The following is a 19,819-nucleotide window of genomic DNA, read 5'->3' as shown; positions in this document are numbered from 1 at the left end:
CCGCAGTATCCGTCAGCGCCAAAGCAAAGAAAATCTAATTTAATTTTAATTAGGGTAAAGTAAATCTTTACCTAAGCCTTTCGGATCCGACATGAGCAGCATCCGTTTTCTCAAAACGTTTATCGCTGTGGCCGAGCAAGGCAGCTTTGCGGCCGCGGCCGATCGGGTCGCGTTGACCAGCGCCGCCGTCGGCCAGCAAATGCGCGCGCTGGAAGACGACATGGGCCGCGCGCTGTTCCAGCGCAACCATCGGCAGACGAGTCTGAGCCAGGCAGGCCTGTTGCTATTGCCGCGCGCCAAACGGCTGGTGGCCGATTACGAAGCGATGCTGGAAGACCCCGATCGCGACTTGCGCATGGAAGGCGAGATCACCGTCGGAGGCATCATTTCCGCCATGGGCCTGCTGGCCAATTGCCTGGTGCAGTTGAAAGCCATTCATCCCAAGGTGTCGGTCAAGCTGACCAGCGCCCGCTCGGATGAATTGGCGCCACTGCTGCTGGCGGGCGAACTGGATGCGGCCGTGGTGGTGAAGTCGCCCCGGCAGGACTTCAAAGGGCTGACCTGCTCGCGCTTGTATGACGAACCCCTGATCTTGCTGGCCAGCGCCGAAGCCTATGCAAGAACACCGGACGTCACGCAGTTGCTGGCCACGCAACCCTATATCCGCTACGACCGCAACACGGCCACCGGTTCCAAAGCCGCCCGGGTCCTGCACCGCCTGCGCGTCAAACCGCAGGAGATATTGGAGCTGAACTCGATTCTTGGCATTGCGGCGCTGGTGCGCCAGCAAGTCGGTGTCAGCCTGGTGCCCTGGCTGCAAAACGTCTATTGGAATGAAGACCCGGCCTTGAAAGTGTTGCCGTTGCCAGGACCCCAGGAGTTCCGCAGCATCAGCATTATCGAACAAGGCCGCAAACGTCATCTGACGGGCGAGATCAATAGGTTGTTGCGTGTTGCGTTCGACTCGCGCGGCTCTGCCTGAAGCGTGCGATGAATACGGCGCATGAACCTCGCGCAATAATCTGCCGGGCGCCTGGCAGCCTCCCCAAAAAAAGGCGGATCAAACAAAAGCACGTCGCGTACCCACACCCCGGCGAAGCCGAGACCAGGCCGTAGAGGCTTTGGAAGCGAGCAAAGGGAGAAGGACGTTGACGATCAGTGCGGTCGCCACGTTTGCGACGTCCTGGCGCCGTTTTGATTCCCGTGGCTTCGTCCGAATTGCTTCACGAGCATCGGGCCAGCAGGATTCGCCTACTACGCAGTGACTCGGCCGAGCGCCGCGGATCGCTCTGAAGTGCGCCTGTTCATGGAATGGATACTCGCGGAGGCGGCGCAGTAAGCGTGCGGATTTGATTCCAGGGATTCAAATCTGCATCGCCGCCGCTCCCCCTCAAGCACGCACACACCCCGAGCCACCCTCCCGCCTACGGCATGAAACTGCCGCCATTCACATCCAGGATCGCGCCGGTCGAGTACGCCGCCTGCTCGGACACAAAGTAAGCAACGGCGCCGGCCACCTCTTGCGGCGTACCCATGCGACCAGCGGGAATCGCGTTTGCGAGCGCGCTGTTGGTGCCGGGGTCCACCATGGCGGTCATGTCCGATTCGACCCGTCCCGGCGCAACGCAATTGACCGTAATCCCGTGCGGCGCAACCTCGGCGGCAAGCACGCGAGCGAAACCCACCGTGCCCGCCTTGGTGGCCTGATAGTGCGCGCCCGGAACGACGGTGCGCGTGCGCGCGGCCTGGCTGGCAATCATGACGATGCGCCCCCAGTCGCCTTGAACCATGGTCTGGAGGCAGGCCTGCGTGACCAGAAACATGCCGGTCAGGTTGACCGCCAACACGCGGTTCCATTCTTCAAGCGGCATCTCGGACACCAAGCGCTTGCGCCCGTTGGTCTTGGGCGAGACGCCGGCGTTATTCACCAGCACCGACAGGTCCTGCCACCAATCGCCCACCTGTAGAGCAAGCGTATCGACCGCCGCGCGATCGGTGATATCCAGCTGCACGGCCCGCGCCGGAATCGACATCCCGGCCAGCCGCTGGGCCGTGGCATGGACGGCGTCGCTGACATCGACCAGCACAACGCGAAATCCGTCTTGCCCCAGCCGGTGGCAGATTGCCTGGCCGATCTGGCCCGACGCGCCCGTCACCAGCGCAACGTTTCGTTTGCTCCGCATCATCCCCTTTCCTATCCCAAGACGTTTCAAATCGGCGCAGCGCCAATCGACAATCCGCCGCAGACGTACAACACCTGCCCTGTCACGAAACGGGCGTCGTCCGACAGGAAGTACGCAATCGTGCCCGCGATGTCCTCGGGACGCCCTAGCCGCCGAACGGGAATGCGCGCGAGCAGCGCCTGCTGTTCCGCGTCCGACATGGGGTTGTTGCGACGGTAGAGATCCGTGGCTACCGGCCCAGGCGCGACGGCGTTGACCGTGATGCCGTGCATGCCCAGTTCCAGCGCCCAGGTGCGCGTGTAGCCGATCAACCCGCTCTTGGCTGCCGAGTACGCCGAACGGCGCGGCATGCCGAGCGCTGCACGGCTTGCAATATTGACGATGGCGCCCTGCCCCGACCGAATCATCGAGGGTAGGCATGCCTGCACACACTGCAACGGTGCACGCACATTGATCGCGAGGATGCGCTCCAGCTCTTGGACCGAGGTCTCCTGCACCGTGGACGATGTCGTCAAGCCGGCGTTGTTTACCAGGCTGTCGATCTCGAACTCTTTGCAGATCCGTTCCAGTGCGTCGCTAGTCGACGCCGCATCGCCCAGGTCGGCACGAAAGAACGCGCCGGGAAAGGCCCCCTCTGGCTCCGAGCGCGCCACACCGACGACGGTGTGGCCGTCCCGGTGGGCACGTTCGGCCAGGGCCATTCCGATGCCACGGCTTGCGCCAGTGATCAATATCGTCCGCTTTTTAGACGACGCCATGGCTCAGTCCGCCTTCAGGTTCAGAGTCTGGACGACGTTCGCCCACTTCTTCACATCGGTTTTCACCAGGTCGGCAAAGGCGGCGGGCGGGTTCGGCGCGGGCGGGATCCCCAGGCCGCGGCTGACCAGAAGCTCACGCGTGGCGCTGTCCGCCAAAGCCGCGTTGATCGCCTTGTTCATCTTCTCGACGATAGCCGGGTCCGTCGCCGCAGGCGCGAACAGCCCGAACCACGCATTGACGGCGAATCCCGGCACGCCCGACTCGCTCAGCGTGGGGATGTCGGGCGCCGACGGCCAGCGCGTACTGGTCGTGACGCCCAGCGCGCGCAACTTGCCCGCGTCGACGTTCGGTTTAACCGTAGGCATGTTGTCGAACACGGAATCCACCTGCCCGCCGAGCAATGCCGTCATCGCGGGACCGCTGCCATTGAACGGCACATGCAGCATCTTGGTGCCCGATTCCATCTGAAAGAGTTCGCACGACAGGTGGGTCGTTGAGCCGGTGCCCGACGATCCGCACGTCAGCTTGCCGGGATTGGCCTTGGCGTAGGCGATGTAGTCCTTGACGCTCTTGATGGGCAGTTGCGGGTTGACGACCAGCAGGTTGGGAACGATGCCGAACAGGGCGACCGATGCAAAGTCGGTCGAGATGTCGTAGCCGACGTCCTTGTACAAGGTGCGATTGATGGCATTGGCCGCGCTGCCCACGTAGTAGGAATAGCCATTGGGGTTTTCGCGCTTGACCACGGTCGCGCCGATATTGCTGTTCGCGCCCGGCCGGTTACTCACGATGATGGGCTGGCCGAGGATCTCGGAGGTCTTCTTGGCGACCACGCGCGCGACCACGTCGGTCGTGCCGCCGGCGGCGTATCCGACCACCCACGTAATGGGTGACTTGGGCCAGCTGTCGGCGCTTTCGGCCTGCGCGTGCGCCGCGATACAGAAGCTGGCCGCGAGCGTCGACGTCGCTTTGAGCATCAAGGATGATTTTTTCATGTGGGGTCTCCTCCGGCACCTTCTCAGGGTGCTGATGTATAGGCTCGCGGCGGTCGGTTCTTGTCGTTTTTTTAAGGCGGGACCAGGATCGCCACGGCTGAACTCGCCGTCGAGTTCGGCAAAATTTATCATAGGAATCACGGCCATTTAATACGATTATCAGGCGCGATTACCCATGTTTTTCCTATCAATCAGGGAAGCCGGGAACCCGCCCGGATCACCAGCCGCCGCGCTCGAAATAGGCGACACAGAAATCGACGAAGGATCGCACCAGCGGCTTTTTGGAATTGTGGCTGCGCGCGATTCCCACGGACAGTTGCGGCGGCGTCTCCGCCATCGGCAGATACTTCACGCCGTACAGCGCCAGCCTGGACTGCGACTGCGGCACGGGCGAGAACCCCTGCCCCGCCGCCACCAGGGCGAGCGCGGCGTGCATGGTTCTGACCTGCAAAAAGTCGGAGGTCTTGACCTTGTGCTTGATCAGCATGTCTCGAAACAGCGCCCGGGTACTGCTGCTGGCGTGATGGCTTGGAAAGCCGATCATGGCGCGGTCTTGCAGCTCGGCGATGGACACCTTGTCTGGCGCGTTTGTTGGCCAGCGCTGCGGCAGCGCGATGTAATACGGCTCGGAGAAAACCCGCGTAACGGTCAGGTCCGCATCGTGAACCGGCTCTCGGACAAACGCCAGGTCCACCGTGCCCGCCGACACCACGGCGGTCTGGTCCTGCGTGGCGTGCTCCACCAGCGTGAGCCGCACGTCCTTGTGCGTATCGCTCCATTCTGCGAGCAGGCGCGGCAGGAATGTGTAGGCATGGGCGTGGAGGATGCCGATGCGCAGGGTATGCATATTGCGGCGCCGGGCATCGCGTATCACCTCGCCGCATTGGTCGATGTCGGACAGGATGCGCCGCGCGTGCGGCAGGAAATTCAAGCCATCTTCGGTCAGGGACACGCTGCGCGTCGTGCGGTTGAACAAGGAGACCCCCAACTCGCGCTCCAGGGCATGCACATGTTCACTCAAGGGCGGCTGGCTGATGCCGAGCCGTTCCGCCGCGCGGCTGAAGTGCTGTTCCTCTGCCACCGCCACGAAATAACGCAGTCTTTTCACGTCCAACATTTATCTTATAAACCTATAAATGGGTGGCTAAAACAGTATTAGACTCTTGAAATTGCAAATAATTATACTGCCCCGACCTGCCCGATCCAGGGCAACAGGGACGGAGATAATTATGGAAATTCGCAAACTTACCGGCACCATCGGCGCGGAAATATTCGGCGTCAATGTCGCCAAGCCTTTACCCAAGGACGTGCTCGCCCAGGTGCGTCAGTGCCTGCTGGATAACTGCGTCATCTTCTTTCGCGAGCAGGAACTGACGATGGAGGAACACATCGCGTTCGTGCGCCAGTTCGGCGAAATCAGCTCCAGCCCCGTCTACAAGACCCTGGACTCGCACCCGCAGATCATGCCGGTCATCAAGGAACCGACGGACCTGAATATCATCGGCGACACGTGGCACACGGACGAGACCTATCAGGACACGCCGCCCATGGGATCCGTTCTTTATGCGCGGCAGGTTCCGTCGGTTGGCGGCGATACCTTGTGGTGCAACCTGTACCGCGCCTATGACACCTTGTCCGACAGCATGAAGCAAATGCTCGAAGGCATGCGCGCCGTGCACACGAACGAATTCCTGACCGGCAACACCGCCGCGCGCAACGCCACGCGCTCGACCAAGCTGCTGGAGACGGCAAGCGTCAGCCACGTCCTGCATCCCGTCGTGCGCACGCACGAGGAAACCGGCCGCAAGCTCCTCTTTGTCAATCGTCCCTTCACCTACGCGTTCGAGGGCATGTCACGCGAAGAGAGCCTACCCCTGCTCAACTTCCTGTACGAGCACAGCAGCAAGCCGGAGAACACCTGCCGCTTCCGCTGGCAGAAAGGCTCGATGGCGTTCTGGGACAACCGCTGCACCATGCATTACGCCATCAACGACTATCCTGGCCAGCGCCGGGAAATGCATCGGATCACGGTGCAGGGGTGCAAGCCGAGATGATGGTTTGTCGGTCCGCCATCCGTAGTGTTTACCGACCCGTACCGGTTCCAGTCTGAATATTGACTTGCATCAATTTCCCCCCTGGGGGTCGGCGCACACTGTTCCCTGGTTGTGAAATACGGGAACAGCATCATGACAGCTATCTCCCCTGACGCAGGCCCTCATGCTGGTCCGCGAGGCGATGCCGGCGGCAGTCCGGCCGCGTATCGCTTGCCGCCGTCTTGCACCGACGGCGGCATGTCGCTTCGGGCGGCGTTGACGTTGCGCCGCTCGACCCGGGCGTACTCGGACGCGCCGTTGTCGCTGCAACAACTATCGGATCTTTTATGGGCCGCCTGCGGCGTGAATCGAGCGGGCGGCGAGCGCACCGCGCCCTATTGGCGCCATCGCATCTTGCTAAGCGTCTTTGTGCTGCAACCTGACGGCGTCACGGTGTACGACCCGGTGGAGCACGCATTGACGCCCTACATGAAGGGCGATTTTCGCGCCCTGGCCGGAGAGCAGGATTTCGTGGGCCGCGCGCCGCTGGAACTGGTCTACGTCGCGCGCGGCGAAAAGATGGCCGACATCACCGCCATCGAACGACGACTCTACGCGTCGGTCGATGCCGCGTTCATCGGTCAGAACGTCTACCTCTTCTGCGCGTCGGCGGGCCTGGCCACGGTTTTTCGCGGCGCATTGGACAAGGACGGGCTCGCCCGCGCGCTGCACCTGCCCGATACCGACTTCGTGACGTTTGCCCAGACCGTCGGCTTCAGCGATGAGAAGCCTCCTGATTCTCAAGGAAAATCCCCGTGATCGATCCCTCGGACCTCAGACGGCCCATTGCCATCATCGCCATCGCGCCGGACGGGCGCACCTACCGGATAGAACGACGGAGTCAGTTTCATCCGGAGCTGGCGCCTGACGGCACGTTTTTCTATTGTTGTCTGCCTGACGGCCAGGTGGTCGACCAGATCGGGACAGGCACCTACCAGCTTCCCGATGGAACGATCGTCAGGACGCGAAGACGCCAGAACAGCTAGCCCTGGCGCGCCGGGCGCAGTGTGCTGACCGCGACACCGCGCTGAAACGCGTGCCGCCTCAAGCCACTCAGCGCGCGCCCTTGTGATCCTTCTGACCGCTGTTCTTGTGCCTGCCCAGCAACTCGGCCGACTCAGCCTTGCGCTGCTGTTGCACCGCGTCCTCTTTCTGATGGGCGCGCTCTTTTTTGGGGGCGACTGGGGGGGCTTTCGAGGGCTGTTCCATGTTGAACTCCGGGAAGTCGGCCGATAGGCTCGGCGATGATTTTCATCTTGAACCTGCGCCGCAAGGCCTCGTTGATAAAAATCACGAATCCATCAAAATCGTGTGGATGCGGTGCTCGGGGGAAGGCGTGGCAGCGCAATGCGCCGGACGCGTATCCGCAATGTGTCGCGCCGCCGACGACGTTGCATACCGCGCGCCTTCAGCCGGGCCCAACCCGACGTCAGCGGCAAGAGGCCGCGTCCGCCGCGCACAGATAGATCGGCACCTTGATGAACAGGCTGCCTTTGAGCGACAGCCCGCCCGCCAGCCCCTCTTCCGCCAGGATGAAACCCGCAATCGGCTGGATCGCCGTGCTGCGTTGACTGGCCATGAAGGTGTCATCGAGGATCTGGATGCTTCCGTTCTCCCCTTCCACCCACCCAGGCGCTGCCTCGAATGCGCGCAGCGATTCATAAGCCGTGAAAAACAGAATCAGGGCCTTGCCGTCCAGCCCCAGCACCGAGCCCGGTGGGCTGGCGATGAAGTTGTAGTAACTGCGGTCTCCCACGGCGTCGATCAATACACCGCGCCCGTACGCTACGCCCAGAATGCCGCCATCGGCATGCAAGGCGGGCACCACCAGAACGCCGAATGAACGACCGACCAGCGCCTGGGCCTTTGGCGACTGCCGATACAGCCGCAACAGCGTCGTTTCGGCCTCATAGTCGACCTGCTTGAGCATCGTCGGCGACACCGCGGTCGGCACGTCCGCGCCCTGGCCAATTGCCGCGCCAAGCGGCAGCGCAGCCAGCAGCAGTTGCAGCCACATGACAACAATGCGCGTCTTCATCTCGCCTCTCCGATCAGGAATGCTGTAGCCGGTTTCAAGGGATCAACACGGCCGTTGCCTGAAGCCGGCCTTGACGCAGATCGTCCAGCGCCTGGTTCGCCTGCTCAAGCGGATAAGGACGGACATCGCAGCGCACATTCGCCGCGACGGCGATATCCATGAACGCGTGCCCATCGGCGCGGGTCAGATTGGCCACGGACACGAGCCGGCGCTCGCCCCAAAGCAGACGATAGGGAAACGCCGGAATATCCGACATGTGGATGCCTCCGCACACCACGCATCCCCCCTTGCGTACGGCCTTGAGCGCAAGAGGGACGAGTTCGCCCACCGGCGCGAAGATCACGGCGGCGTCCAGCAATTCGGGGGGCGCGCTCGTGCTATCGCCTGCCCACTCGACGCCCAGCGCCCTGGCATGCTGTTGGGCCGCCGTGTCTGCCACTCGGGTAAAGGCGTAGACGCGCCGGTGCTGCCAGCTGCAAATCTGCGCAACCGCCTGCGCGGCAGAGCCGAATCCGTAAATGCCGATACGTTCCGCTGGCCCCGCCGCCTGCAAAGCGCGCCACCCGATCAGGCCCGCGCACATCCACGGCGCGATTTCCGGGGCGCTGAGGTCCTCGGGCACCGAATACACGTAGCGGGCGTCGGCGAGCAAGTGAGACGCGAATCCGCCGTCACGCGTGTATCCCGTGAACTCGGCCCGATCGCACAGGTTCTCGCGCCCCGACAGGCAATAGGCGCATTGCCCGCAAGTCTTCGCCAGCCACGCCGCGCCGACGCGCTTGCCGACCATACCGGGGTCGACCGAGGCGCCAGCTTCTTCAATCACGCCTATCACTTCATGGCCCGGGATGACGGGATACCGCAGGTCGGGCAGTTCGCCATCCACCACGTGCAAATCCGTTCGGCAGACCGCGCACGCCTGAACCCTTATTCGGACTTCGCCGCTGGCCGGCGTGGGCGTGGGGCGCCGCTCCATGACGAGGGGCTCGCCCGCGGCCCGTTGCGACATCGCTCTCACGGCGTCTGCTCCGTTCGCTGAATGTGCCGGCCCCGGGCGCTATGCGACCACCAGGCGGTCCTGGACGTCGATGACCCCAGGCACCGTCCACGCCGCGCGCTCGGCGGCGCCGCGTTCAACCCAGCTATTGACGCTGCCATCCAGGACGACCGTGGTGCCATGCACGCTGACCGCTATGCGGCCTGCCTCGATTTGCGCGCTGCGCTGCAGGGCCGCTTCGATCTTGCGCTTGATGTCGCCCGCCTGCACGGTCGGCGCCACGTTGATCAAATTGGAAACGCCCATCACGCCCGACAACTTATGGACCGCGCTCGCGGCCGCTTCGCGTTGATAGAACCAATCCACCGTGCCGCTCAACGTCACCCATCCGTGTTGCACCTTCACCTGCACGTTTCCATCCGGGATCGTCGCGTCCCACGCCATGATGCTCAACGCGCGCGCGGCGATCTGGTCGTCGGCAAGTTGCTTGTCGGCCGCGGCTCGCACCTCGATCTCCTGGGCAATCCCTCGCACCCCCTTGACCCGCTGAACGGTGTCTTCGGCCGCCAGCTTTTGCGCGTAGGTGCCGACGTGGCCGGTCAGGGTCACAACGCCATCTTCTACCGACACACCGATGTGCAGCTCATCGATGCTGGGCTCAAACGCCAGCGCACTCAGCACTCTTTCCCGCAGCGCGGCATCGCTCATGATCTTCTCCTTGAAGCTGTGTCGTGGATGGGCGGCCGGCTCGATACCAACGACCAGCAACCGCCCGCCCGGACGTTCCGAGCGCGTCTATCGACGACCCATATTCATCCTGCGCGTTGCCCGCGCCCGCACGTTGACTTAAGTCAACGTAAATCGGGGCCGCTGCCGCACGCGGTGACACATCCCGCGCGTCGCCACTTCGGGGATTCAGCGTGTGTGAATCTTGACTGCCAGGGCGCAAGCCGCCTGGCGCCGGGAAGCAGCGCCGAAGCGATCATGCGCGGCGCAAGCGTACCGGCGCATCTGATACGGTCGCCCGAACGGAGCAGATTGGGACCTGAATCTTGGCGTTAGAATCCAACAGTTCGCAGGGAGTATGGCGCCCACTCCCAAGCCTGTTTCAGCGCTGCCTTTTCGTTTGGCAGCCACTGGATCAAGGCATGGGAAAAGGCCTTCGGGTTCTATCTACGGCAACGGCTGACAGCGCTTGCGGCGCTGAGTTTTTCGTGGCCCTCATGGCTCTCGTTCGTGTTTCTTTGCCAGGCCCACGAGTAGTAAATGACGCTGCTAGACGCAGCATTTTGAGGAAATGATGAATTTTTGGGTCCCTGTAGTCTTCGGTACGTTCAAGATCCTCGTGTTGGGCACCGGCATGTTTTTCGCCATCAAGTCTCACTACGATGGAGAAAAAAAGGACAAGCAGAAAAAGAAGGAGTCGGAAGAACTGTAGTGCAGATCTGTTGAACTGCCCGGTTCAACAACCGGCGCAGTTCTTCCTGGATGTCACGGCGCTTCACCTCCCGGCGCGCATGATCGTCGAGGGCCGCAGCTGGGCGTCAGTTGACCTTGACGACGTCGTCCGGCTTCCACGTCTGGTCATAGAAGGCGTCTTGCGCGCCATACAAGCGCAGCGCGACAAGGAAATGTCGAGCGGGAATTGTCTGGATGAAAGCGCTGTCGGCGATGCCATCCGGCTTTTCAGGCCCGAACCAGATTTCTACGGAGCCATCGGGCTGCTTGGGAATGTCGTAATAGCTATTCGTCGACGGCAGCAATTGCTTGGTTTCCGGCATGGTGCCGTCGGTGATGTTGTAGGCGGTGACGGCCCAGAACAGCGCTGCGGGGGGATTGGGCGGCAAGCGCAACTTATAGGTATGGCTGCCTTCCAGGAAATTGCCGTCCTTGTCTCGCGCGGTGAAAGGATATTTGGAGCCGGCCCCGGTGGTATGCATCACCATCGCCGGCGCTGAGGAATAGGCGAACTGGAAGAAATTGGCGCGCTGGCTGACGTCCAGGTAGCTATCCTGCATCCATTCCGCCGTTCCCCCGGCCCAGGTGTTTTCGTAGAAGCGATCCTTGTAGTACAGATTACGTTTGTCCTCGCGCCCCAACTGCCGATTCGCCAGGATCATTTTCGGCGCGGTTTCCACGGCCTTTTTCAGCAGTTCATTCTGGCGCGCGGTAGGGTTGAAGGGCTGGCCCTTGATAATGCCGATCGACGCCAGCACGCCGCGCAGTTCAGGATCGATGGCCTCTACCGGCTCGTAGTCCACGAACTCCTTCAGCTTGGTCCAATACGTATTGTCGATGGGATACATCATGTTGATCGGCTTGCCGCTCGCATCCGGAAAACTCATCGGTTTGATGTCTTTTTCCGTCGCCCACAAAGGATAGACCCGCGTGGTCTCGGCGCTCAACACGGCAGGTCTTGGATCGGGCTTGCCTTCGCCCTTGGCCATGACCGTACGGAAAAACAGGAAGACGTTGTACGTCGGCGACTTGAATGCGAAGTAGCTGCTTGGCACATGCCCCGCGTAGTCCGGAGGCAGCAGCAGATAGAGCCCGCCTCGGGCGCGGTCCGGCCCCACGGCGCCCACGTCCGTGATGGTGCGCTGGAAGAAGTCGGTGAACATGCCTATGACATTAGGCGGCGCGTTGACCACGAGCGGCCCGGTCTTTTTCAGATCCAGATAGCTCATCGAATAGATAACGTCAGCATTCGGTGTGGGCACCATCGCCCGCGAATCCATGCGCTGCTTCCAGATGGGAAGCACGTTGTAGCCGGCGCCAAATTCTCTCTCGGAACCGTCACGCATGCCGATGACGTTCAGCGCCGGCAGCATGGTCATATAGGCATGGATAGCGCGCTGATAGTAAAGCTCGTCCCGCAAGCTCTCGGCCTCTTTGGGGTCCAGCCAGTTGCCGTTATTCAGTTGCTGGATCAGCGGTGACATGGGCGCCTGAGACTGCGCGAACGCAGGGCTCAATGGGGCGAGCAGGGCCAGCAGCAGGCTGACCCTCAGAGGGATCTTCGGCGACACGGGCATGAATCGACTCCTGGAAATGGCGCGACCGTAGCGCCAACGCCTCAAGCAGCGCTGGCGCACACCGTCGCTTCACGAACGCCGGGCAATCACTGGACCTTCTTGACGACAGGAGGCTTCCAGCTTCCGTCCAGAATGCCCTTTTCGCCCCAATAGGCGCGGATATACAGCGAAATGGGTTCCGCAGGAGAAGGCAGCCAGTTAGCCTCCTTGTCCTTGCCCGGGGAAGTCGGCCCAACATAGATCGTCACGGAGCCGTCCGTTCCGCGCACCAGATCCTTGTTCTTGGTGCCCAGCGAGAAGCGCTTGAGGTCGTTTGGACTGAACAGATGATGCTTGTTGTAGAGCGTGAGGGACCAAAAGCCTTTGACGGGCGGCAACTGGCCGGGCTCGAAGCGGACTTCGTAGCGCTGGCTGCCATCCAGGAGTGTTCCGGCAGAGTCGAAGTCGGTATAGAAGTACTGGGTTTCAGTCGGCCGGTTGTCGAACATGTTCGACTTGGCCGTGCCCGTGCGATTGAAGTAGTCCAGTCCTGTCTGAGCGTTGTTGACCGACCGGTTCCAATTGTTGCCGGCTGCCGCGCCGTTATGCTTCCACTGGAAGAACGGCGCAATGACCTGTTCCTCCGTTTCCTTGGCCACCTGCACCAGCGCATCCTTGATTGCCGGATCCTTGGCCGCGGCGTCCATCACCGATCTGAACTGCGCGTACATCGCTTCTTCCCCAGGCAGCGGGGGCACCATTTCCAGCACCTTGCTGAACTGGTCGAAAAACTGTTCTGGAACAACCCAACGCGTTTCTCCAGCGCTTGCGCTGTCGGGGGAGGGATTCGGGATCTCGGCGGTGTTCTTCCAGTCGATCGTTTTCATCTTGCCGTCGAAGTCCTTCAACGGATAGAAGACCACTTGGTTGATCTTTTTCTGGATGGCCTGGCGGTCCTCGGTCGTGTCGTCCATGAAGATGCGCGGGATGGCATTGGCCAAGGCCGTCGGGCTGCGTATGATCGCCTGCACGCCGGCCGGCTTCTTCCCCTTCCAGTTCGGCCCCACCAGCAGATAGAAGCCGGGCTTGCTCTTGTATGGCTTGCCAAGCTCGCCAAACTGGTTGGTGCGCTGGTCGTAAAGCGCGTACACCCAGAAGCGGTCACCGAAATCGGGCACTTGCGCAATCACGGGTTCTTCGTCGAGCGAAAAGAAGCCCAGACCGTACACGACGTCCTGGTTCGGGCACGTGACGAAAGTTTCTGCGGGCAGTATGTAGTCGTGAAGCATGCCGACTTGCCCGCGCGGCGCGACAGGCAGGACGCCTCCCAGTAGCCCCGGACGAGGCGCCTTGATGATCCGCTCGTTGCGATTGAGCATGTTCACCATCGGCCACCCCCATACGTACGCCATTCGGCCAATGGTCTTGGCATATTCCGGGTGCATGACGATGCCGGGGGCTGGCATCGTAAGAGCGGGGCGTTCTCCTTGCTGCGGGGAAGCGCTGAAAACGGGGGCAGTACCTGTCGCAAACAACAAACCGAAAGAAGCCACGACTGCGAACCTATGCTTCATCCTTGCGCTCCTTGAAGGTGCAACTCCAGAGTCACGGACGCCCCATTGCCATGGGGGCCACATCAAGCCGTCGCAGCCATTGTTGCCAGCGGGAGCTTCCCAAGTCCATGCTAATTTTGGCAAAAATTCGACGGTGGCAGACCGGCAACTCATGCAATTGCACTGCATCGAATCGTTCGATAGCGCTGTCGTCCAAGCCGCCCTCACCGGGTTCGCCAGACCTTTTCGGCGGAAAGGCGGCGCCTGCGGCACGCGAGTGTGGACGCGATAAGCGTCAGAAGTCAGGCGCAGACGGTTTCAAATTTGTAAGAGGCATCAGCAGGCCTCGGCGACGGCTGCGCCCCCTACTGCGCAAACACCGACTCAATCCGATTACGCCCCCGGCGCTTGGCGTAATACAGCGCGCGGTCGCTGCGGCTGAGTGCGATCTCTGCGTCCTCGTCCTTTCCATGCAGCGCCGAAATGCCGATGCTGACCGTCAGCGGTATGTGCCGGCCGCCCGACGAATACGGCGCGTCGGCGATCTGGCGTTGCACGTTGCGGGCGAACAGGTGCGCGCGTTCGATGTCGGTGTCGGGCAGCACGACGGCGAACTCTTCGCCGCCGATGCGTCCCACCAGGTCGATTTCGCGCAACTGGGCGCGCAGCGTGTTCGCAAAATGCTGCAAGACACCGTCGCCGATGGCGTGGCCCCAGGTGTCGTTGATGTGCTTGAAGTGGTCCAGGTCGCACATCAGCACCGCCGAGCCCAAGCCGCCCTGCCCTTTGATCCGTGCAAGCTCGGCGGCGATGCGCGACATGAAATGGCGGCGGTTGGGCAGGGTCGTCAGCGCGTCGGTGGCGGCCAGCTCGCGCAGTTCGAGTTCGGCGCGCTTGCGGTCGGTGATGTCCGTGACGAATCCGTGCCAGACCACGCCGCTGTCGGCATCACGGCGCGGACTGGCGTCACCCTGGCGCCACCGCACGCCCTGCAAGGGCAGGCAGACCCGGAACTCCAGATGCCACGGGGTCTGCGCGGCGGCGGCCTGTTGCAGCGATGCGCGATAGGCCGGCAAGTCCTGCGGATGGATGCGTTGTTCGATAGCGGTGCTGTTTGCGCGCACCTCGTCGGCGGTCAGCTCGAACATGTCCCAGATACCGGCGCTGACATACGAGAACGTCGATCCGCCCTGGGACGCGGGCCGGGACTGGAACACCAGGCCGGGCACGGCGTCGGTCAGATTCACGACCAGGTCCGCCGTGCGCTTGAGCCGGTCGGACATGGCGCGCATCTCGCTGATGTCGGTGGTCGTGCCCATCATCCGCAGCGCCCTGCCCGATTCGTCGCGGCTGATCACCTTGCCGCGACTGCATATCCACTTGTAGCTGCCGTCCTTGCAGCGGATGCGATGCTCGACTTCGTAGCTGTCGGTCTTGCCATCGAAGTGCTCCTGCATGGCGGCGCGCACGTATTCGAGATCGTCCGGGTGGAGTCGGATGTAGGCGTCCTCGATGCGTGTCGTGAGTTCCGACTCTTCATAGCCAAGCAAGGCCTTCCAGCCGGGCGAATAGGTGATCTCGCCGGTCACGATGTCTCGGTCCCAGACGCCCGTGCCGCTGCCCGCAATGGCCAGGGACAATTTGCGGGCTTCGTCGCGCCAGGTGTCTTCGTCGGCCCGCCCGTTCGATCGCGCATGGCGATTGGCGATGACGGTGGCCGCGAGAGCCGCCAGGTCATGCAGGGCCTGCTTGTCTTCGTCGGTGAATTCGCGCGCCTGCCCGTGCAGCAGCCGCAAGCCGCCAAGCAAGCGCCCGTCGGTGGCGCGCACGGGGCATTGAATGGACCACGGCTGGGGATTCGCGGGGGAGGTGCCGTCTACCGCCTGCCATGTGCCGTCGACGTCGGTACAGGCAAGAATGGCCATGTCCACGTCAAACAGGCGGCGGGTAAGTCGCGCCAGCCGATCCAGGGATCTGTCAGGTTCACCATGCGAGCCAGCCGCGCCATCGCCAGAGGGAGGGGTGGGGTTCGAATCACCGAAAGCGGGCATTTCTGGGCCTGATCAATGCGAAATTCTCCGGCATAGCAATGCCGCGCGACCCTCACATTTTGTCACGTACATACCAAAATTGCATTAATTGAAAAGACCCGCGCCGGCGCCCGTCCGTTGCCTCGCCCTGCGCCCCCCCGTCCCTGGCGCCCGCTTTGCTGCGGACGATCCGGGTCGCGCAGGCGCCTAAAGCATCCCCATCTGTCACGGGGTGCGAACCAGCAGCACGGGAATGGGGGAGGCGCGCAGCACCGCCTCGGCGCTGCTGCCCAGCATCGCGCGTTTCATGCCGCGCCGACCATGCGTGCCCATCACGATCAGGTCCGCGGGCCAATCCTGGGCGGCTGTCAGGATGCGCTCTTCGACCGGCAAGCCCAGGTCATCGTAGAGAACCGTCTCGACCTGCACCTGCGCCGCCGCCGCTCGCGCGTGCGCCTGTTCCAGGATCTTCTTGCCTTCCTGCCGCAGGTTTTCGATCAGCTCGCCGGTGTAGTAACCCGCGTAGGGGTTGGTGACCAGGTAGATCGACAGGTCATCCAGCACGTGGATGACGCGCAGCGTGGCGGCGGAGTCCTTTGCGATCTTGATGGCTTCGTCCAGGGCCCGGTTCGCCGCGTGGCTGCTGTCTACGGCAACAATAATCCGTGTATACATGGTCTGTTCCTCCTCGGCTTGCACATCGGGTTTTACCTCGGGAATGCGGCGGTAAACCGCGCGGGTTAACGCCGCCCCCTGGGCATATCCTGCTCTGTTCTGATCGTCGCAGCTTGACCCCCATCAAATAAAAATGGGGCCAGCCTCATCAAAGCCATCTTGGAATGAGTTGACCGGAATCAATGGCGCCACGCGCGCCGGTGCGATGATGGAGTTCAGAACATGATGCCCCAGTCCGAGACCATGATTGCGCGCACACGCCTCCCCCGCGCCGCCCCAGCCTGGTTGATGGCGGCGGCAATCGTCGCCGCGACGCTGGGCGCGGGCGTGCCGGCCTGGGCGCGCATGCCGCCCGACGAGGTCGCGCGCGCCTTCCGGCAAGAGGTATCGCCGGCGCTGGTCCTGCCCGAAGACGAACAGACGCGCTACGGGGACCTGGCCGTGCAATCGCTGCACGCGGCGGGTCTCGTCTTACTGGCTCCCCAATATGTCCTGGTGGTGGATCGCAATGTGAAAGTGCAGGCGGCGATGCTCTACTGGATGCGGCCCGACGCGCCGCCGGTCTATGTGGGCGCAGCGCCGGTGTCGACCGGCCGGGTCGGCCAGTTCGACCATTTTGAAACGCCGACGGGGGTATTCACGCATGGCCTGAACAACCCCGATTTCCGGGCCGAAGGCACGAAAAACGCCAACGGCATCCGGGGGTACGGCGCCAAGGGCATGCGCGTCTATGACTTTGGCTGGCAACAGGCGCGCCAGGGCTGGACCCAGAACGGCGTCAGCACAATGCGCCTGCAAATGCACGCGACCGACCCGACATTGCTGGAACCCAAGCTGGGCACGCCGCAATCCAAGGGGTGCATCCGGATTCCCGCCACGCTCAACCAGTTGATCGATCGGCTGGGCTTGCTGGATGCGGACTATGAGCTGGCGGCCGACCTGGTGTCCACGCCCTGGGTGTTGCGCCGCGACCGGACCCCCGCCGACGGCGCGGGCCGCTATCTGATCATCGTTGAAACCACGCGCGACAAGCGCCCCGCCTGGTCGCCGTCCCCCCGCGCCGTGAAAGGAAAACCATGAATGCCCTGCCCTTGAACGCCCACCCGGACCGCCTTCACGCTTACTGGCAGGCAAGCAATTACCTGTGCGCGGGCATGCTTTACCTGCGCGACAACCCGCTCTTGAGAACGCCGCTGCAAGCCCAGCACATCAAGCGCCGGCTGCTCGGCCATTGGGGCACCTGCCCGGGGCAAACCTTTGTGCTCACGCACCTGAACCGGCTCATCGTCCAGCATGATCTGAACATGATGTACGTATGCGGCCCCGGGCACGGCGCGGCGGCGGTGTTGGCGCACGCGTATCTGGAGGGGCACTACTCGGAGAGATATCCCGAGTGCACGCAGGACGCTGCCGGGATGCTGCGCCTGTTCCAGAGGTTCTCGGCGCCAGGCGGGATCGGCTCGCATTGTTCCGCACACACGCCTGGCTCGATCAACGAAGGCGGCGAGCTGGGCTACAGCTTGTCGCATGCGTTTGGCGCGGCGTTTGACAACCCGGACCTCATCGTGGCGGCGATGGTCGGCGATGGCGAAGCCGAGACCGGGGCGCTTGCGGCTTCGTGGCATTCGAACAAATTCCTGAACCCCGCGCGCGACGGCGCCGTGCTTCCGATCCTGCATCTGAACGGATACAAGATCGCCAACCCGACGATACTTGCGCGTATTCCGCATGCCGAGCTGCTGTCGCTGTTCGAAGGCTATGGCTACCGTCCGACCTTTGTAGAAGGGTCGGACCCGCCCGCCATGCACCGCAAGATGGCGCGCGCGCTCGATCAGTGCCTGGCGGACATCCGCGCGATCCAGGCGCATGCGCGTGCTGGCGGCAACGCCGCGCATCCACGCTGGCCGCTCATCGTGCTGCGCACGCCCAAGGGCTGGACCGGCCCGGCGCGCGTGCACGGTCATGCGGTCGAAGACTCATGGCGGTCGCACCAGATTCCGCTGGCTGACCCCGCCGGCCATCCCGATGAGCTGCACGTGCTGGCCGAATGGCTCAACAGCTATCGCCCGCAGGAACTGTTCGACGAGACCGGCAAGCTGTTCCCCACCCTGCGCGCCCTGGCGCCCACGGGCAACCGGCGCATCAGCGCCAACCCGCATGCCAACGGGGGCGAACTGCGCCGCGCGCTGGATCTGCCGGATATCGCAGAGCATCAAGTCGCCGTATCGGAGCCGGGCGCGCAGCAGGTACGGGCCACGCAGGTGCTGGGCGAATACCTGCGCGACACCATGCGGATGAACCTGGACCGGTTTCGCGTATTCGGGCCTGACGAAACGGCCAGCAACAGGCTGTCGGCCATCTATGACGCCTCCGGCAAGACGTGGCTGGCGCGGACGCTGGACGGCGACGCGGACGGCGGCAACCTGTCGCCCACGGGCCGCGTCATGGAAATCCTGAGCGAACAGACCTTGGAAGGTTGGCTGGAAGGCTATGTGCTGACCGGGCGGCATGGCCTGCTGTCCACCTACGAGGCATTCGCCCACGTCATCGATTCGATGTTCAACCAGCACGCGAAATGGCTGGACAAGGCCAAGCATCACGTTCCGTGGCGCGCGCCGGTGCCGTCGCTGAATCTGCTGATCACCTCGCTGGTCTGGCGCCAGGACCACAACGGGTTCAGCCATCAGGATCCCGGCTTTCTGGACATCGTCGCCAACAAAAGCCCCGACGTCGTCCGCATCTACCTGCCGCCCGACGCCAACTGCCTGTTGAGCGTGGCGGAGCATTGCCTGCGGTCGGTGGACTACGTCAACGTCATCGTGGCCGACAAGCAGCCGCACCCGACCTATCTGAACGGCCCGCAGGCCGCGCGCCATTGCGCGGCGGGCATTGGCGTCTGGGAGTGGGCCAGCACCTTCCACGAGCATGAGCCCGACGTCGTCATCGCCTGCGCGGGCGACATCCCCACGCAAGAGGCGTTGGCAGCGGTGGCGATCCTGAAGCGCGCCTTTGGCGGATTGAAAATCCGCTTCATCAACGTCGTCGATCTGTTCACGTTGATGTCCGACCACAGCCACCCGCACGGCTTGCCGGACGAGGTATTCGACCGCTTGTTCACGCGGGACAAACCCGTCATCTTCAACTTCCACGCCTACCCGTCCCTGGTTCACAAACTCTGCTATCGCCGCCGCAACCATGCCAATTTCCATGTGCACGGCTACCGCGAGCAGGGCGACGTCAATACCCCATTCGAGCTTGCCATCCTGAACGGCATCGATCGCTACAGCCTGGCGATGGATGTGCTCAAGCACGTGCCGCGCCTGCGCGCGTGCTCGGCAGCGCCCCTGCAATCCCTGTCCGCCCTGCAAGCGCAGGCGCTGGACCATGCGCGCGAGGAAGGCATCGATTCGGACGAGATCCTGAACTGGCGCTGGCCGGCTGCCGGCGCGCCATTGCCTTGATTCCCGTCAATATCGACGCCA

Annotated in this window: 18 protein-coding genes; 6 read left to right on the top strand and 12 right to left on the bottom strand. The window is 62.9% G+C overall.

Translation table 11 applies throughout. The features are described from left to right. Positions 1–91 precede the first annotated feature (91 nt). Entirely contained in the window at positions 92–982 is an 891-nt protein-coding gene (locus tag API01S_RS23760) for a LysR substrate-binding domain-containing protein (protein WP_050730719.1), read from the top strand. Positions 983–1,424: 442 nt separating this feature from the next. Here the strand turns inward: API01S_RS23760 and API01S_RS23755 are convergent, their stop codons facing one another. The 4 genes from API01S_RS23755 to API01S_RS23740 form a co-directional block, all read right to left on the bottom strand. Continuing rightward, positions 1,425–2,183 carry an SDR family oxidoreductase gene (locus API01S_RS23755; protein ID WP_050730794.1) on the bottom strand — a complete coding sequence of 253 codons (759 nt, stop codon included), beginning with the start codon at positions 2,181–2,183 and terminating at the stop codon, positions 1,425–1,427. Positions 2,184–2,209: 26 nt separating this feature from the next. Continuing rightward, on the bottom strand, positions 2,210–2,941 hold the full coding sequence (locus tag API01S_RS23750) for an SDR family oxidoreductase (protein ID WP_050730718.1): 732 nt from the start codon (positions 2,939–2,941) through the stop codon (positions 2,210–2,212). A 3-nt stretch (positions 2,942–2,944) separates the two neighbouring features. Next, the gene (locus API01S_RS23745) at positions 2,945–3,937 is read right to left on the bottom strand and encodes a Bug family tripartite tricarboxylate transporter substrate binding protein (RefSeq protein ID WP_061306290.1); all 993 of its coding nucleotides are present in this window, start codon (positions 3,935–3,937) and stop codon (positions 2,945–2,947) included. A 217-nt stretch (positions 3,938–4,154) separates the two neighbouring features. Then, positions 4,155–5,054 carry a LysR family transcriptional regulator gene (locus API01S_RS23740; protein ID WP_050730717.1) on the bottom strand — a complete coding sequence of 300 codons (900 nt, stop codon included), beginning with the start codon at positions 5,052–5,054 and terminating at the stop codon, positions 4,155–4,157. A gap of 112 nt (positions 5,055–5,166) precedes the next feature. Here API01S_RS23740 and API01S_RS23735 point away from each other — a divergent pair, with 112 nt between their 5' ends. From API01S_RS23735 to API01S_RS23725, 3 genes are all read left to right on the top strand, one after another. Further along, positions 5,167–5,991 carry a TauD/TfdA dioxygenase family protein gene (locus API01S_RS23735; protein WP_061306289.1) on the top strand — a complete coding sequence of 275 codons (825 nt, stop codon included), beginning with the start codon at positions 5,167–5,169 and terminating at the stop codon, positions 5,989–5,991. A gap of 132 nt (positions 5,992–6,123) precedes the next feature. Continuing rightward, positions 6,124–6,789: a nitroreductase family protein gene (locus API01S_RS23730; protein ID WP_084802493.1), complete on the top strand. Its 666-nt coding sequence runs from the start codon at positions 6,124–6,126 to the stop codon at positions 6,787–6,789. Further along, positions 6,786–7,016: a hypothetical protein gene (locus API01S_RS23725; RefSeq protein WP_050730715.1), complete on the top strand. Its 231-nt coding sequence runs from the start codon at positions 6,786–6,788 to the stop codon at positions 7,014–7,016. The genes API01S_RS23730 and API01S_RS23725 overlap by 4 nt, the downstream gene beginning before the upstream one ends. A gap of 67 nt (positions 7,017–7,083) precedes the next feature. Here API01S_RS23725 and API01S_RS29240 read toward each other — a convergent pair whose 3' ends face one another. The 8 genes from API01S_RS29240 to API01S_RS23690 form a co-directional block, all read right to left on the bottom strand. Next, positions 7,084–7,239, bottom strand: a complete 156-nt coding sequence (locus tag API01S_RS29240) for a hypothetical protein (protein WP_156329983.1) — start codon at positions 7,237–7,239, stop codon at positions 7,084–7,086. 220 nt (positions 7,240–7,459) lie between these two features. Next, positions 7,460–8,068: a lipid-binding SYLF domain-containing protein gene (locus API01S_RS23720; RefSeq protein WP_061306288.1), complete on the bottom strand. Its 609-nt coding sequence runs from the start codon at positions 8,066–8,068 to the stop codon at positions 7,460–7,462. Positions 8,069–8,102: 34 nt separating this feature from the next. Then, complete coding sequence (locus API01S_RS23715; RefSeq protein WP_061306287.1) at positions 8,103–9,086, bottom strand: zinc-dependent alcohol dehydrogenase family protein; 984 nt, start codon at positions 9,084–9,086, stop codon at positions 8,103–8,105. A 39-nt stretch (positions 9,087–9,125) separates the two neighbouring features. Next, positions 9,126–9,773, bottom strand: coding sequence for a BON domain-containing protein (locus API01S_RS23710; RefSeq protein WP_061306286.1), 648 nt, complete (start codon positions 9,771–9,773; stop codon positions 9,126–9,128). Between the two features lie 836 nt (positions 9,774–10,609). Next, complete coding sequence (locus API01S_RS23705; protein WP_061306285.1) at positions 10,610–12,100, bottom strand: DUF1254 domain-containing protein; 1,491 nt, start codon at positions 12,098–12,100, stop codon at positions 10,610–10,612. Between the two features lie 86 nt (positions 12,101–12,186). Beyond that, on the bottom strand, positions 12,187–13,653 hold the full coding sequence (locus API01S_RS23700; protein WP_156487168.1) for a DUF1254 domain-containing protein: 1,467 nt from the start codon (positions 13,651–13,653) through the stop codon (positions 12,187–12,189). Positions 13,654–13,997: 344 nt separating this feature from the next. Next, positions 13,998–15,683, bottom strand: a complete 1,686-nt coding sequence (locus tag API01S_RS23695; RefSeq protein ID WP_061306284.1) for a sensor domain-containing diguanylate cyclase — start codon at positions 15,681–15,683, stop codon at positions 13,998–14,000. A 204-nt stretch (positions 15,684–15,887) separates the two neighbouring features. Continuing rightward, a complete protein-coding gene (locus tag API01S_RS23690; RefSeq protein ID WP_061306283.1) occupies positions 15,888–16,337 on the bottom strand; it encodes a universal stress protein in 450 nt (149 codons plus the stop codon). Positions 16,338–16,559: 222 nt separating this feature from the next. On the opposite strand from API01S_RS23690, the gene API01S_RS23685 reads away from it, so the two are divergent. Continuing rightward, positions 16,560–17,417, top strand: a complete 858-nt coding sequence (locus API01S_RS23685; RefSeq protein WP_084802491.1) for a L,D-transpeptidase — start codon at positions 16,560–16,562, stop codon at positions 17,415–17,417. Next, the gene (locus API01S_RS23680; RefSeq protein WP_061306282.1) at positions 17,414–19,798 is read left to right on the top strand and encodes a phosphoketolase family protein; all 2,385 of its coding nucleotides are present in this window, start codon (positions 17,414–17,416) and stop codon (positions 19,796–19,798) included. Before API01S_RS23685 ends, API01S_RS23680 begins: the two co-directional genes overlap by 4 nt. The last annotated feature ends 21 nt before the right edge of the window (positions 19,799–19,819 follow it).

The sequence above is a fragment of the Achromobacter piechaudii NBRC 102461 genome, assembly GCF_001571245.1.
Classification (GTDB): Bacteria; Pseudomonadota; Gammaproteobacteria; order Burkholderiales; family Burkholderiaceae_B; genus Achromobacter; species Achromobacter piechaudii.
Note: the sequence above shows the minus strand (reverse complement) of the source record. Positions and strands in the feature narration are given on the sequence as shown.

Coding starts and splice junctions, on each gene's coding strand:
- API01S_RS29240 (WP_156329983.1), bottom strand. CDS start 7,239: ATGGAACAGCCCTCGAAAGCCCCCCCAGTCGCCCCCAAAAAAGAGCGC.
- API01S_RS23760 (WP_050730719.1), top strand. CDS start 92: ATGAGCAGCATCCGTTTTCTCAAAACGTTTATCGCTGTGGCCGAGCAA.
- API01S_RS23735 (WP_061306289.1), top strand. CDS start 5,167: ATGGAAATTCGCAAACTTACCGGCACCATCGGCGCGGAAATATTCGGC.
- API01S_RS23700 (WP_156487168.1), bottom strand. CDS start 13,653: ATGAAGCATAGGTTCGCAGTCGTGGCTTCTTTCGGTTTGTTGTTTGCG.
- API01S_RS23750 (WP_050730718.1), bottom strand. CDS start 2,941: ATGGCGTCGTCTAAAAAGCGGACGATATTGATCACTGGCGCAAGCCGT.
- API01S_RS23755 (WP_050730794.1), bottom strand. CDS start 2,183: ATGCGGAGCAAACGAAACGTTGCGCTGGTGACGGGCGCGTCGGGCCAG.
- API01S_RS23685 (WP_084802491.1), top strand. CDS start 16,560: ATGATGCCCCAGTCCGAGACCATGATTGCGCGCACACGCCTCCCCCGC.
- API01S_RS23705 (WP_061306285.1), bottom strand. CDS start 12,100: ATGCCCGTGTCGCCGAAGATCCCTCTGAGGGTCAGCCTGCTGCTGGCC.
- API01S_RS23695 (WP_061306284.1), bottom strand. CDS start 15,683: ATGCCCGCTTTCGGTGATTCGAACCCCACCCCTCCCTCTGGCGATGGC.
- API01S_RS23745 (WP_061306290.1), bottom strand. CDS start 3,937: ATGAAAAAATCATCCTTGATGCTCAAAGCGACGTCGACGCTCGCGGCC.
- API01S_RS23730 (WP_084802493.1), top strand. CDS start 6,124: ATGACAGCTATCTCCCCTGACGCAGGCCCTCATGCTGGTCCGCGAGGC.
- API01S_RS23680 (WP_061306282.1), top strand. CDS start 17,414: ATGAATGCCCTGCCCTTGAACGCCCACCCGGACCGCCTTCACGCTTAC.
- API01S_RS23740 (WP_050730717.1), bottom strand. CDS start 5,054: ATGTTGGACGTGAAAAGACTGCGTTATTTCGTGGCGGTGGCAGAGGAA.
- API01S_RS23690 (WP_061306283.1), bottom strand. CDS start 16,337: ATGTATACACGGATTATTGTTGCCGTAGACAGCAGCCACGCGGCGAAC.
- API01S_RS23710 (WP_061306286.1), bottom strand. CDS start 9,773: ATGAGCGATGCCGCGCTGCGGGAAAGAGTGCTGAGTGCGCTGGCGTTT.
- API01S_RS23720 (WP_061306288.1), bottom strand. CDS start 8,068: ATGAAGACGCGCATTGTTGTCATGTGGCTGCAACTGCTGCTGGCTGCG.